10 protein-coding genes and 1 pseudogene are annotated in these 12,695 nt (G+C 69.3%); 10 read left to right on the top strand and 1 reads right to left on the bottom strand.

Annotated features, from left to right (window positions below; translation table 11 throughout):
• Nucleotides 1-192 precede the first annotated feature (192 nt).
• Genes EDD32_RS03985 through EDD32_RS03975 form a run of 3 tightly spaced genes read left to right on the top strand, consistent with a single transcriptional unit; the run spans nt 193 to nt 3,171 of the window.
• Nucleotides 193-897, top strand: a complete 705-nt coding sequence (locus tag EDD32_RS03985; RefSeq protein ID WP_211338716.1) for a response regulator transcription factor — start codon at nt 193-195, stop codon at nt 895-897.
• Nucleotides 894-2,054 (top strand): sensor histidine kinase, encoded by a 1,161-nt coding sequence (locus EDD32_RS03980; RefSeq protein ID WP_123914817.1) that lies wholly within the window; start codon nt 894-896, stop codon nt 2,052-2,054. Before EDD32_RS03985 ends, EDD32_RS03980 begins: the two co-directional genes overlap by 4 nt.
• Nucleotides 2,035-3,171, top strand: a complete 1,137-nt coding sequence (locus EDD32_RS03975) for a YibE/F family protein (protein ID WP_123914814.1) — start codon at nt 2,035-2,037, stop codon at nt 3,169-3,171. The genes EDD32_RS03980 and EDD32_RS03975 overlap by 20 nt, the downstream gene beginning before the upstream one ends.
• 54 nt (nt 3,172-3,225) lie before the next feature.
• Here EDD32_RS03975 and EDD32_RS19385 read toward each other — a convergent pair.
• A pseudogene (locus EDD32_RS19385) lies at nt 3,226-3,885 on the bottom strand (DUF6270 domain-containing protein); the annotation flags it as partial.
• Between the two features lie 228 nt (nt 3,886-4,113).
• Here EDD32_RS19385 and EDD32_RS03970 point away from each other — a divergent pair.
• From EDD32_RS03970 to EDD32_RS03940, 7 genes are read left to right on the top strand one after another with little or no spacing between them, the layout of a single operon-like run.
• Nucleotides 4,114-5,253, top strand: a complete 1,140-nt coding sequence (locus EDD32_RS03970) for an LCP family protein (RefSeq protein WP_123914811.1) — start codon at nt 4,114-4,116, stop codon at nt 5,251-5,253.
• Nucleotides 5,253-7,133, top strand: coding sequence for a glycosyltransferase family protein (locus EDD32_RS03965; protein WP_123914808.1), 1,881 nt, complete (start codon nt 5,253-5,255; stop codon nt 7,131-7,133). Before EDD32_RS03970 ends, EDD32_RS03965 begins: the two co-directional genes overlap by 1 nt.
• An 8-nt stretch (nt 7,134-7,141) precedes the next feature.
• The gene (gene wecC, locus EDD32_RS03960) at nt 7,142-8,392 is read left to right on the top strand and encodes a UDP-N-acetyl-D-mannosamine dehydrogenase (RefSeq protein ID WP_123914805.1); all 1,251 of its coding nucleotides are present in this window, start codon (nt 7,142-7,144) and stop codon (nt 8,390-8,392) included.
• Nucleotides 8,389-8,889, top strand: coding sequence for a hypothetical protein (locus EDD32_RS03955; RefSeq protein WP_123914803.1), 501 nt, complete (start codon nt 8,389-8,391; stop codon nt 8,887-8,889). Before wecC ends, EDD32_RS03955 begins: the two co-directional genes overlap by 4 nt.
• Nucleotides 8,886-10,970: a glycosyltransferase family 2 protein gene (locus EDD32_RS03950; RefSeq protein ID WP_123914801.1), complete on the top strand. Its 2,085-nt coding sequence runs from the start codon at nt 8,886-8,888 to the stop codon at nt 10,968-10,970. Before EDD32_RS03955 ends, EDD32_RS03950 begins: the two co-directional genes overlap by 4 nt.
• Nucleotides 10,960-11,598 (top strand): hypothetical protein, encoded by a 639-nt coding sequence (locus EDD32_RS03945; protein ID WP_123914799.1) that lies wholly within the window; start codon nt 10,960-10,962, stop codon nt 11,596-11,598. Before EDD32_RS03950 ends, EDD32_RS03945 begins: the two co-directional genes overlap by 11 nt.
• A complete protein-coding gene (locus EDD32_RS03940; protein WP_170175198.1) occupies nt 11,595-12,689 on the top strand; it encodes a glycosyltransferase family 4 protein in 1,095 nt (364 codons plus the stop codon). Before EDD32_RS03945 ends, EDD32_RS03940 begins: the two co-directional genes overlap by 4 nt.
• The last annotated feature ends 6 nt before the right edge of the window (nt 12,690-12,695 follow it).

The raw sequence follows: 12,695 nt of genomic DNA, 5'->3' as shown, positions 1-12,695 counted from the left end.
CGCGCCAGGACGCGGCGGGCCGGGAAGGTGTGACCAAGTCCGCCGGTGGACGAGGCTGGGGCCGCCGCTCACGCTGTCGGCGGGCGCGCACGGCCTTTCAGGCCATGCACCCGATCCTGAAGGTCCGGTCAACGTTCCGCCGGGTACGCACCCGTGGCGGGCCTCGTGCCGCGGACCACGCACAATGTCAGGGTGAGAGCCACGGACACCCCGCAGCGCGTCCTCGTCGTCGACGACGAGGACGCGCTCGCCCGCCTCGTCGCCGGGTACTTCGAGCGCGACGGGTTCGACGTCGCCGTCGTCGGGGACGGCGCGAGCGCCGTCGAGCACGTCCGGACCTGGCAGCCGGCGGTCGTCGTCCTCGACCTCGGCCTGCCCGGGATGGACGGGATCGAGGTGTGCCGGGCGGTCCGCGCGTTCTCCGACTGCTACATCGTCATGCTCACCGCGCGGGCGGAGGAGGTCGACAAGCTCGTCGGACTCTCCGTCGGTGCCGACGACTACGTCACCAAGCCGTTCAGCCCCCGTGAGCTCCTCGCGCGGGTGCGGGCCATGCTGCGCCGGCCGCGTGCCACGCAGCCCGAGTCCGCCGCGTCTGTGCGGATCGGACGGCTGAGACTCGACGTCCCCGGCCGCGAGGTCAACGTCGACGACGCACCCGTGGAGCTGACCCGCACCGAGTTCGACGTCCTCGCCGCCCTCGCCGCGCGACCGGCGATGGTCTTCTCACGCCGTCGCCTCATCGAGGAGGTGTGGGGGCACGGCTGGGTGGGCGACGAGCACCTCGTCGACGTCCACATCGGGCACCTGCGCCGCAAGCTCGGCGACGACCCCGCCGCCCCGGTGTTCGTGCGCACCGTCCGCGGGGTGGGCTACCGGATGGGGCCGGGGACATGAGGAGGACCGCGTCCTGGGGCCTCGCGCCGCGGCTGCTGGCGGCCACGGTCGCCGCCCTGCTCGTCGCGGCGGCGACGGCGTGGGCCGTCACGGCCCTCGTCGGCCCCTCGGTCTTCCGCGACCACCTGGCGGTCAGCGGCGTCGTCGACCCGGCCGCCGTCCTCCACGCCGAGCGCGCCTACGCCGACGCCGCCGGCCTCTCCCTCGCGCTCGGCCTGATGGCCGGGGTCCTCGCCGCTGCCGTGGTCAGCGCCTTCCTCGCCCGCCGCGCGGCGAGGTCCCTCGCCCTCGCGACGGCGGCCGCGCGCCAGGTCGCGGCCGGCGACCACTCGGCGCGCGTGCCGGCGGTGGGCATGGGCCAGGAGTTCGACGACCTCCGCCTCGCGTTCAACACCATGGCGGCGGACCTCGGCTCGGTGGAGTCCGGTCGCCGCCGCATGCTCGGTGACCTCGCGCACGAGATGCGTACGCCGGTCGCCACCCTCGAGGCCTACCTCGAGGCGATCGCCGACGGCGTCCAGCCCGCGGACGCCGCGACGGTCGCGATGCTGCGGGGTCAGGTGGTCCGGCTGGCCCGCCTCGCCGAGGACGTCGCCCTGGTGACGACCGCGGAGGAGGGGCGCCTGGCCATGCGCCGCGCGCCGGTGGGCGTGGGCGCGGTCGTGGACGCCGCGCACGCGCAGGCCGCGGCCCGGTTCGCTGAGCTCGGCGTCGACCTCGCCGTCCGGGTGGCCCCCGACGTGCGCTCCGTGGTGCTCGACGCCGACGCCGACCGGCTCGGGCAGGTCCTGACCAACCTCCTCGACAACGCCCTGCGGCACACCCCGGCCGGCGGTCACGTCACCCTCGAGGCCCGTCGGAGCGGCACGGGCGTGGCCCTGACCGTCGCCGACGACGGTCAGGGCGTGAGCGCCGAGCACCTCCCGCACCTGTTCGAGCGGTTCTACCGGGTCGACTCGGCGCGTGATCGCACCCGCGGCGGTTCGGGGGTGGGGCTGGCGATCGTCCGGGCGATCGTCGAGGCCCACGGCGGTACGGTCGGGGCCGCGAGCGACGGGTCGGGCGCGGGTGCACGGTTCACCGTCACCCTGCCCGTGGTGGTCGCCCCGTCGTACCTCGGCCAGGAGGAGGGGAACCATGGCGCACGGTCACGGTGAGGTCCGGCTCGAGACGGGGGAGGCCCGTCGGGTGCGCACGGTGCTGGCCGCGTTCGTGCTCCCGCTGCTTCTCGCCACGATCGTGGGCCTGGTGGTGCTGTGGCCCCGCGGGGAGACCCCGGTCGGGTCGATGCAGCTGACGGTGGAGGGCGTCACGATCGAGACCGGCGTCGTCGAGCGGGCGGCGACGCCGTCGGGGCAGACCGTCGTCGTGGAGCTGACGAGCGGCGCCGACGAGGGTGACCAGGTGCCGGTCCAGCTGCCGCCCGCGCTGGCGGCCGAGGCGGACGTGGGGGACCGGGTCAAGGTGGCCTCGCCCGGTCCCGAGGGCGGGGAGTACTCCTTCTGGGACTTCGACCGCCGTTCGCCGGTGCTCTGGCTGGCCCTGGCCTACCTGCTCTCCGTGGCCGTGGTGGCCCGGGGGCGGGGCCTGGCCGCCGTCGTGGGCCTGGTGGGTTCCCTGGCGGTCACCGTGTACTTCGTGCTGCCCGCGATCATGGTGGGGCAGTCGCCCTTCCTCGTCGCGCTCGTGGGCTCCTCGGCGATGATGTTCCTCGCGGTCTACCTCGCCCACGGCATCTCCATCCGCACGACGACGGCGCTGCTCGGGACCTTCGCCGGTCTCGCCATCACGATCGCGCTGGCCGCCTGGGGCACCCGGGCGGCCGAGCTCACCGGTTCGGGTGACGGGATCCCGATCATCCAGGAGTCCTTCCCCGGCGTGCGGCTGAGCGACCTGGTGCTCGCCGGCATCGTCATCGCCGGTCTGGGCGCGCTCAACGACGTCACCATCACGCAGGCCTCGGCCGTGTGGGAGCTGCACGCCGCCGACCCCCGGGCGTCACGCCGACGGCTCTTCGGGCGCGGAATGCGGATCGGGCGCGACCACATCGCCTCGACGGTCTACACCCTGGCCTTCGCCTACGTCGGCACCGCCCTGCCCCTGCTCATCGTCGCCAGCCTGTGGGACCGGGCGCCGCTCGACACGGTGATGTCGGGGGACATCGCCGAGGAGGTCGTCCGCACGCTCGTGTCCTCGATCGGTCTCGTCCTGGCGATCCCCATCACGACCGGCATCGCCGCCTTTCTCGTCCGCCGCCAGCCGCGGCGCCACTGAGCCGCGGACCGTCCGGGCCATGGCCACGTAGGCGCCGTCGGCATAGTGGTAGGCCGCGGGCCCCCACCGGTGCGCGGTCGAGGAGACGGCGTCGGCGCCCACCGTGTGGGTGCGCAGGCCCGCAGCGCGCAGAACGGCGTGGTAGCGCTCGTACCGGGCGTTCCACGACTCCGCCGGCTCGTTGCGCCACCGGTTGGCCGAGCCGCCGTCGTCCGTACGGGCGGCGAACGTGCCCTCGACGACGACGGTGCGCGCCGCGAGCGACGTCTCCTCGAGGAGGCCGACGAACGGGCCCGCAGCGTCGCGCCATAGCGCGAAGTGCTCGTCCGTGCCGAACGCGACCTCGCGGCCGCCGACGTGCTCGAGCAGCCCGGAGCCGAGCAGCTCCTGGGACCGGGTGACGTAGCCGCCGCCGGGCAGTGCCACCACCCCGAGCCGCTCGTCGACGAGGTCGAGGACGAGGACGTCGATCTCCTCGGCGTGGGCGCGCAGCAGCCTGGGTGCGGCGGAGGTCAGGTCCTCGGTCACCATCCTGCGCTGGAACGCCGAGTCCAGCACAGGCTCGGCGGGCGGGGTGATGGGGGCGGACATGGCGCTGATGAGCGACTGCCGGGCGACGTAGCGCAGCAGGGTCCAGCCCGGTCCGAGGAAGGGCACCATGTCCCGCGAGACGCAGCTGCCGTAGACCAGCAGTCGGGTCGTGCTCGGGCTCATGGACACCTCGGGGGCCGGGTCGCCGGGCGGGCGCCCGGGACGGCCGCCCAGTCTGCCACGACGGCTCGGAGATTCCTTGAGGAGCTCGGCCGAAATGTCCCCGGTCCCGGGGGAGCGCCGATAGGATGCGAGAGCCTCCGATATCTCGGCCGGGGTGTCGTCCCAGGTCGCACGGTCGGTGGCGGTCCGAGTGCACGTGTGCGATATCGAGGTCAGGAGCTCGTCCAGGTGTTACCGAACCAGCCCGCCGGGCACGATGACGCGCCCGGGCCGGCGGGTGGTCGCCGGCGGCACGGCCGTGGTGGCCACGGGCCGACCGGGGGACGCAAGGCGCGCGCCGCGCTCGTCGTCGCGATGGGCCTGCTCCTCATCCTCTCGGCCGGCGCGTTCGTCGTCGTGCGGTCGGCGCAGGAACGGATCGACGCCGGGATCGAGCGGTTCGCGGACCCGTTCGCCGGCCTGAACTCGCGGCCCGCCGTGCCCGAGGACCTCCAGGGCGACGGCGACCCGGTGAACATCCTCCTGCTCGGCTCCGACTCAAGGAGCAGCGCCGGCGACCCCTCGCAGTGGGAGAACGGCGCCGGCCTCACCGACGCGATCATGGTCGCCCAGGTCTCCGGTGACCGGCAGCACGCCTACCTCATGTCCATCCCGCGCGACTCCTGGGTGGAGGTGCCCGGGCACGGGATGCGCAAGATCAACGCGGCCTTCGGGCTGGGCGGGCCGTCGCTCGCCGTCGCCACGGTCGAGCAGCTCACCGGGATCCGGCTGGACCACGTCGCCGTCGCCGACTTCGAGTCCTTCGCGACGATGACCGACGAGCTCGGCGGGGTCGACATCACTCTGCCCGAGGGCATGGACACCTTGCTGTACGAGAAGGACGAGGACGGGCAGTTCAAGGAGATCACCCTGCCGCCGGGCGAGCACCTCCTCACCGGCGAGGAGGCCCTGGCCTACGCCCGCCAGCGCCAAGGCGTGCCGGGCGGGGACCTCGGGCGGGTGCAGCGCCAGCAGAACTGGATCCGCGCGATCATGCAGGCCGCATACCGGGAGAACCTCCTCACCGACCCCGTCGGCCTGACGCGGTTCCTCGAGACGGTCGGTCGCACGATCGCCGTCGACGAGGGCTTCTCGATCGAGGAGATGCGCGGGCTCGCGCTGTCGATGGGGGACATCCGCCCGCCGGACGTCGCCTACCTCACCGTCCCGCACGACGGCACCGGGGTCAGCCCCGACGGGCAGTCGATCGTCGTCCTGGCCGAGGACCGGCTGGCGGAGCTGTCGCGCGCGTTCGTCGAGGACTCCGTGGACGGCTACCTCACCCTCTACCCCGGCAGCGTCACCGTGCTCGACGAGGACCCCGCCTGATGCCGGTCCGCGACGTCCGGCGGGCGCTGTGGCACCTGCGCACCGGCGGGGTCGGGCAGCTGCGCACGCACCTCCGCCGCACCCGGACGACGGTGCGGACCCCTGCCCTCGACGGCGAGCTGCGCGACGACGCCGGCCGGCTCACGTTCGAGCCCTGGCCGCTGCCGCAGCGGGCCCCGCGACGCCCGCTGCGGGTCGCGGTCATCCTCGACGACTTCTCTCTCCTGGCGCTGGGCCACGAGTGGGAGCAGGTGGTGGTCACCCCGATGGACTGGCGGCGTCGCCTCGAGCCGGGCGCCGTCGACCTGCTGTTCGTGGAGTCGGCCTGGCACGGCAACCACGACGCCTGGCAGTACCACCTCACCGGTTCCTCGGCGCCGCGCCCGCCGCTGGTCGAGCTCGTGGCCTGGTGCCGGGAGCGGGGGGTGCCGACGGTCTTCTGGAACAAGGAGGACCCCGTCCACTACGCGGACTTCCTCGACACCGCGCGCCTGTTCGACCATGTCCTCACCACCGACGTCGACCGGGTGCCGGCCTACCGCCGCGACCTCGGCCACGACCGGGTCGGGGTGCTGCCCTTCGCGGCTCAGCAGTCCGTGCACAACCCCGTCCGGCCGGCGCGGGGGCACCAGGCGCGCGACATCGCCTTCGCGGGCATGTACTTCGCGCACAGGTACCCCGAACGGCGCGCGCAGATGGACCTGCTGCTGGGCGCGGCGGACACGGTGCCGACCTCGGGGACCGGGTTGGAGATCTTCTCCCGCTACCTCGGCGGCGACGAGCGCTACCAGTTCCCCGCCCCGCTCGACCGGCGCGTGGTCGGCTCACTGCCGTACGACCGGATGCTGTCGGCCTACCGGGCGTACAAGGTGTTCCTCAACGTCAACTCCGTCGTCACCTCGCCGAGCATGTGCGCCCGCCGGATCTTTGAGATCACCGCGAGCGGCACGCCGGTCGTCTCGGCCCCGAGTCCCGCGATCGAGCACTTCTTCACCCCCGAGATGGTGGCTCAGGTGGCGACACCCGAGCAGGCACGGCTCACCCTCCGGGCGCTGGTGCGCAGCCCCGAGCTGCGGGACCGGACGGTGCACCTCGCCCAGCGTCGGATCTGGCAGGAGCACACCTACACGCATCGGGTCGGCCAGGTCCTTGCCCAGGCGGGCCTCGACTCACCCCTGCGTGCCCCGAGCGTCTCGGCGCTGGTGGCCACCAACCGGCCCGGTCAGCTCGCCCACGTCCTGGCGTCCGTAGCGGGGCAGGTCGGGGTGGACGTCGAGCTGGTGCTCCTCGCGCACGGCTTCGAGCCGGACGTCGCGGACCTCCGCGCCCGGGCGGCCGAGTCGGGGCTCGCAGGGGTGGAGGTCCTCACGGCCCCCACGGCGGTGCCGCTGGGGGAGTGCCTGAACACCCTTGCCCGCGCCGCGGGCGGTGATGTGGTCGCGAAGATGGACGACGACGACCGGTACGGCGCGCACTACCTCGCCGACCAGGTCCACGCCCTCGACTACTCGGGCGGCGACGTCGTGGGCAAGCAGGCGCACTTCATGTACCTGGGGAGCCGCGACGTCACCGTGCTGCGCTCCCCGGAGCGCGAGCACCGCTTCACCGACTTCGTGGCCGGTCCCACCATCGTGGCGCGCCGGGAGCTCGTCCTCGACCATCCCTTCCCGGCGGTCGGGCGCGGTGAGGACACCGGCTTCCTGCGCTCGGTGGTGGCCTCCGGCGCTTCCGTCTACTCGGCGGACAGGTTCAACTTCATCCAGGTCCGCAATGGCGATGGCACCGGCCACCAGCACACGTGGCAGGCGAACGAGCTCGAGATCCTCGCCAATGCGGACGTCAAGTACTACGGCGAGAACCTCTCGCACGTCATGGTCTAGGGGTAGCAGTGGATCAGTCGGAATCTGTCGTCGCGGTGATCGGGTTGGGGTACATCGGTCTCCCGACCGCCGCCCTACTGGCCACGCACGGGGTTCGCGTCGTCGGTGTCGACACCGACGACGGGCGAGTTGCCGCGGTCAACCGCGGAGACCTTCCGTTCGTGGAGCCCGAGCTCGCCGAGTACCTGACGCGCGCAGTCGACGCAGGGAATCTGATCGCCCAGACCCAGGTGCCCCAGGCGTCGGTTCACATCATCGCCGTGCCGACCCCGTTCACCGCGGACCGGAAGGCGGACCTTTCCTTCGTCGACGCGGCGGTCGACGCGGTCGCCCAGCGGCTGACGGGAGGAGAGCTGGTCATCCTCGAGTCGACCTCACCGCCGGGCACCACCGAGCGGATCGCGGAGCGGGTCGCCCGCGCGCGGCCGGACCTGCCCTCCGACGGCCTTGGTGTGGTCGACTTCGTACATGCCCCGGAGCGGGTGCTGCCCGGCAGGATCATGGTCGAGCTCGTTGAGAACGACCGGGTGATCGGCGGGCTCAGCGAGGACGCCGCTGAGCGTGCGAAGTGGCTGTACGAGCACTTCTCGCGCGGCGAGTTCCACCTGACCACAGCCCGCACCGCCGAGATGGTGAAGTTGACGGAGAACGCGTACCGGGACGTCAATATCGCCTTTGCCAACGAGATGTCGGTGGTTGCGGAGCAGCTCGGGGTGAATGTGTGGGAACTAATCCGTCTCGCGAATCGCCACCCCCGCGTATCCATCCTGTCACCAGGTGCCGGCGTCGGTGGTCACTGCATAGCGGTCGACCCCTGGTTCATCGCCGAGGCGGCGCCAGAACTCACACCGCTCATTCGGGCGGCGAGAGGCGTGAATGACCGCAAACCGAAATGGGTGGCAGAGAGGATCGTTGGACTTCTCGGACCGCGGCCGGGGAAGATCCAGGTCCTAGGGCTTACCTACAAGAAGGACGTCGACGACCTGCGGCAGTCTCCGGCTGTCGAGGTGGTTGAACGTCTGGCCGCGAACGACCTTGTCTCGAGCGTTGTCGTTACCGACCCCCACGTAACCAAGATGCCGGAGAGTCTCGCCGGACACAGTCGGGTCGAACTCAGTACAACGCTTGCGGTCGCCGACGACGCCGACGTGCTTGCTGTGCTGGTGCCCCACACTGCGTTCGAGCCCATGCTGGAAGCGTTCGGCAGCAGTTCGGTGCTCCAGCGATCCGTTTTCTACGCAGAGCGGACACGCGGGTGAAGGCCCTGGCCCGGGCGCTCAGGAGAGCTCCTGGAGCCGCGAGGTTTAGAGCAGTGATCCGCCGGTCACGCGCGCAATCGTACGAGGTGGTTACCCCGCTTCCGCTCTTCGTATCCGAGGTGTTCGTGCGTCTGCGACGCGACGTGCAGTTCGAGAAGGACTTCGTGATCACGGTGCATGGTTGGGACGCAAACGGTGAGCGGCTAGTGCCGACTGGCGCACCGTGGCCGATCTCGAAAAGGCTGGGTCTTCCGTACGTTTACATGCCCGCAGCGACGAACGGGCAGACGGTCCGACTAGGCATGCGCGGCCTTTACACCGTACCGGCATCCCGGCTCGTGCTAACGGTCCAGGGCTGGAGAAGCGCGACCGTCTCAGCGGCCGACAAGACCTTCGGGACCGTGGCGCTGCGGTTTGACACGGTCAGAGAGGACGCACCGACCGGAAGGGGCGGATCAATGATGCTCACAGCCGACATGCTTGGGAGTGCGAAATGATCGAGGCATCCGGGTGGACGATCGTTGCCGATGTACGGGAGTGGCCCGAGAGCGTCTTGATGGGTCTGCTGGAGGTGGTTCGCGGAGCGGACGACGTCTGGCTGGTGGCAACCATCGGTGCCAGTCCGCTGGTACAGGTCCCGGTACCCAACGCGACACTCCTTTCGGTAGCAGAGAGCGTGAGTTTCAGTGCAGCCCTGAACGCCGCTGTCGTCGTCTCGCAATCGCCGGTGGTGGTGGTGCTTGAGGAGCCCGCCACGGTTAGCCTGGGTGACCTACGAGATGGCGTCCGGAGCACTGTCCGGACAGAGAGTGTCACCCTCTTGTCCTACGGGACCGAGCCTAGTGGCGGTTGGGGCCGCTCTTTGCTGACTCCAATTGCGAGGGATCGCTGGACTGCGGGTACGGCCGTCATCTTTGACCGCGCGGCATTCCTCCGGATCCAGGGCTTCGACGAGACGGCCAGGGCACGCACGAGGCCATGTATTGACCTTGCCGAGCGGTTGCGTCGCGTCGGGTGCTCGGTGCAGTGGCGGGAGGATCTGTCAACTGCGTGTGTCGCGGTCGATAACACGGTCCGGTTGGGGCGCGCCGAGGTGGCCCTGATCGAAGAGTCTGTGAGGGCAGATCCCTCCATTGTCCGGAACCTGCCCGTATGGTCGTCGAGCGACCAAAATTCCCCGCTGGTGTCGGTGGTGATCGCCACGAGAAACCGAGCGGCGTTTCTACGGGACAGCATTTCCTCCGTCTTGGCACAGACCTTCTACAACTTTGAGCTGTTAGTCATCGACGATGGGTCGGACGATGAAACTCCGGACGTCGTCGCGTCCGTGGCCGGGACCGACCCCCGCGTTCGGTATATCCGCCAAGAACAGGCGGGTATCGCCGGTGCGCGAAATCGTGGCGCCGACGAGTCCCGCGGGTTCTACACGGCGGTCCACGACGATGACGACATCATGCTTCCCTGGCGACTCGAGAAGGGCCTCGGGGCGCTCCAGGAGCAGGATCGCGCAACGTACGGCGCCTGGGTCAACTTCGACAATGAGTCAGCAGAGATGATCACCCACGTCACGCGCGAGGAGTTCGGGATGCCGGTCTCACTTCACAACGGTCAGAGCCCGGGTCATGCGACATGGCTGATCGAGACAGAGCTGCTCCGGCGGTTTCGCTACGACGAACGGATGACCAGTGCGGTCGATCACAATCTTGCCCTAAGACTAATGCGCATGGGCGTGCGCTGGCGGCATGCAGGATGCGTCATGTTCCTCCGAAGGATGCACCCAGGTCAGGTAAGCGTCGTCGACCGAACGAGTCAGGACGCCGGGGCAAGGCTCAGTCGGCTCATGCTCGAGTCGGGGACCTCGGTGGCTTCTGCGGACAAGGTCCGAAGCCGGCAGTCCGAGACCCGATGGCCGACCATTCCCGGCAGATCGGAACCCCAGCGTCACTTCGCGGCTTACCTCCCCGATCATCTGGTAGAACGGCGCGTTCTCTTGCGTGGTGGGGCGCTCAACAAGGTGATCGCTGTCAATAAGGTGAGCGACACTGGAGTGGTCATCCTCGAGCGGTCACTCGATGGCCGGGAGATCGAGGAATCGGCCGAAGTGGATGACGTGACGCTTGCGGATCTTGCTCGCCTGCGAACTGCTGGAATCACCTTCGAGGTAGAGGCGCGACTGAGGCCAGTCGAAGGCGTGCCGTTTCCGCAAGACCGTTTGAGGCAGGCGCTCATGAGGGTCGCGGCTCGTCTGGTCGCGCGATCTCTCAGGGATGGAACAGGTTCTCTGGAAGCGCTCGTCATGGCGCCGGACAGACACTCGACGCTCCTGAGTGCCGTTGCTGGAGAGTACTCGCACAGCGTTTTCCGGCGAGTCCACGTGAGCGCCAGTTCGGAGGACCGTCTGGACGTCACCCTCATTGGGTTCAGTGATCGCCGGACCGCCCTGCGTGCCTTTGCACGGCTGCGCCAAGAACCCGACGGATCGAGTGTCGCGCTTGTGGGAACGGAGCAGCTGGTGCTCGACCCATTGCTGCAGGATCTCTCGCTGCTGGAGGAGAAGGCGGCCGTTGATGCGATTTGAGTGGGTCACCCTCGACGACGGTCGGAGCGGCTTGGAGGTTGCGCGCCTCGACACTGGTGACGCCACCCCGCCGGTCACCTCACTCTATCTGGACCACGAACCTCGGACGCGGCCTAGGGACTACCTTGCTGTGGCAAGCGCTCTGGCGTTCGGCCAGTACATCGGAGAGGTTTTCGGGCCGCCGTCGGGCATGTCTGAGCGCGTGTCCGCGGCCATCCAGCAGTTCCTCCGTCCGCGGTCGATTCGTCCGATCCACGTACGAGGCGGGAGCGACGATCCGGTATTCGGGGAGCGCTCTTTGCGTGCGGTGTCTGTGGTTGACCCTCTGAGGGACACAGTGAGGACTGACGAACGACGCGACGTCTTCGCTATCCATCTTCTGAGGATGGACCTTTTCACCGGATCGGTGCTCTCGCGCGACGCGCTCTGGGTTGCCACGAACACCGATCTCGTCGGCGCCGGGTCGCCACTCTCGGCACTGCATGCCGAGACGGCTGTCGCGATGCTGCTCGCTGCTGACCTCGGGGCAGGCTCTGTGCAGCTCTCGTGTCGTGTCGGGACATCAGAACTGACCAGGCTCTCCGCGCTCGTTGGCGCTGTAGGGCTGGGCGTGGTGGTGACGGGGTGAGGTGGCTCAAGCGGAAGGCGCGAGTATTGTTGCCCGCCTTCACCGTGGCGGACTGGGGCGGTCTCCATGAGAACGTCATCCACGCTGCTCAGGCCCTTATCGCCCGAGACCATCCCGTGACGCTTGTGGTGCGCGAGGGAAAGATCGCTGAGGTCGGTCGCCAGATCGGTGCCGAGGTGGTCGTAGTCGACTGGGAGGACTGGCGCGAGGTTGCCAATGATCTCGCTCGTCGGCGTCGCCATGACCTCGTCTTCGCCCAACCGTTCAAGTCACGCGAGTTCGGCCTCCATGTGGCGGAGAGGTTAGGGGCGCCTCTCGTCGTGATGTTCCACGGATATGCCCACGATCAAGCGTTCCTTTGGGAGCGCCGTGCCGAGCGAATCCTCGTCACCGCTGAGTCGCTCGCGCATTTTCTCGTCCAGTACTGCAAGATCTCAGAAGAGAAGGTATGGGTGGTTCCCAACGGCGTGCCAGAAGTCTGCTTTACGTTTGACCAGCACTCCCTCGACGAGAAGCTGCGAGCAGGGCGAGGCGACGTGGTCCTTGCCTCGAGGCTGGCCCACGACAAGCGTCGCCAGTTCGAGATCCTGCAAGAAATCGCGCCCGCGCTCGAGTCGACGCGTCCGGATGTGCGATGGGGGGTCTCGATCTACGGCGACGGTCCCGATCGAGGTTTCGCTGAGGACCGAATGGCCGAGGCGGTCGCCGGCACTAACGTGCAGGTCACTTTCCGAGGTTGGATCGATTCGCACGATGTCCCGGAGATCATGAGCCGCGCCGTGCTATCAGTTGGTGCTGGACGGGGCGCGATGCAGAGCCTTGCTGTTGGCACCCCATGCGTCGCTGCGGGTGCGCGCGAAATGGTAGGACTCCAGCACGGCCATGACCTCGAAGCGGGGATGCTGAGCAACTTCGGCGACTACGCCATCGGTGGCTATCAACCGAGTCCCGTTCGCTCCTCGGTCGCTGCCTTACTCGACCCCGTCCGATACGCGGAGGTGCAGAAGGAGGGAAGAGCGCGTGTCTATGGATCGCTCCGACAGACGCGCATCGACTCACTGCTGATCGAGGCCTTGGGTCTCGAAAGTTGAGTCCTC

This window comes from Georgenia muralis, from assembly GCF_003814705.1.
In the GTDB taxonomy this organism is placed as follows: Bacteria; Actinomycetota; Actinomycetes; order Actinomycetales; family Actinomycetaceae; genus Georgenia; species Georgenia muralis.
Note: the sequence above shows the minus strand (reverse complement) of the source record. Positions and strands in the feature narration are given on the sequence as shown.

Excerpts from the sequence above, each read along its gene's own strand:
- EDD32_RS03980 (WP_123914817.1), top strand. The coding sequence starts at position 894 with ATGAGGAGGACCGCGTCCTGGGGCCTCGCGCCGCGGCTGCTGGCGGCC.
- EDD32_RS03975 (WP_123914814.1), top strand. The coding sequence starts at position 2,035 with ATGGCGCACGGTCACGGTGAGGTCCGGCTCGAGACGGGGGAGGCCCGT.
- EDD32_RS03965 (WP_123914808.1), top strand. The coding sequence starts at position 5,253 with ATGCCGGTCCGCGACGTCCGGCGGGCGCTGTGGCACCTGCGCACCGGC.
- EDD32_RS03950 (WP_123914801.1), top strand. The coding sequence starts at position 8,886 with ATGATCGAGGCATCCGGGTGGACGATCGTTGCCGATGTACGGGAGTGG.
- EDD32_RS03945 (WP_123914799.1), top strand. The coding sequence starts at position 10,960 with ATGCGATTTGAGTGGGTCACCCTCGACGACGGTCGGAGCGGCTTGGAG.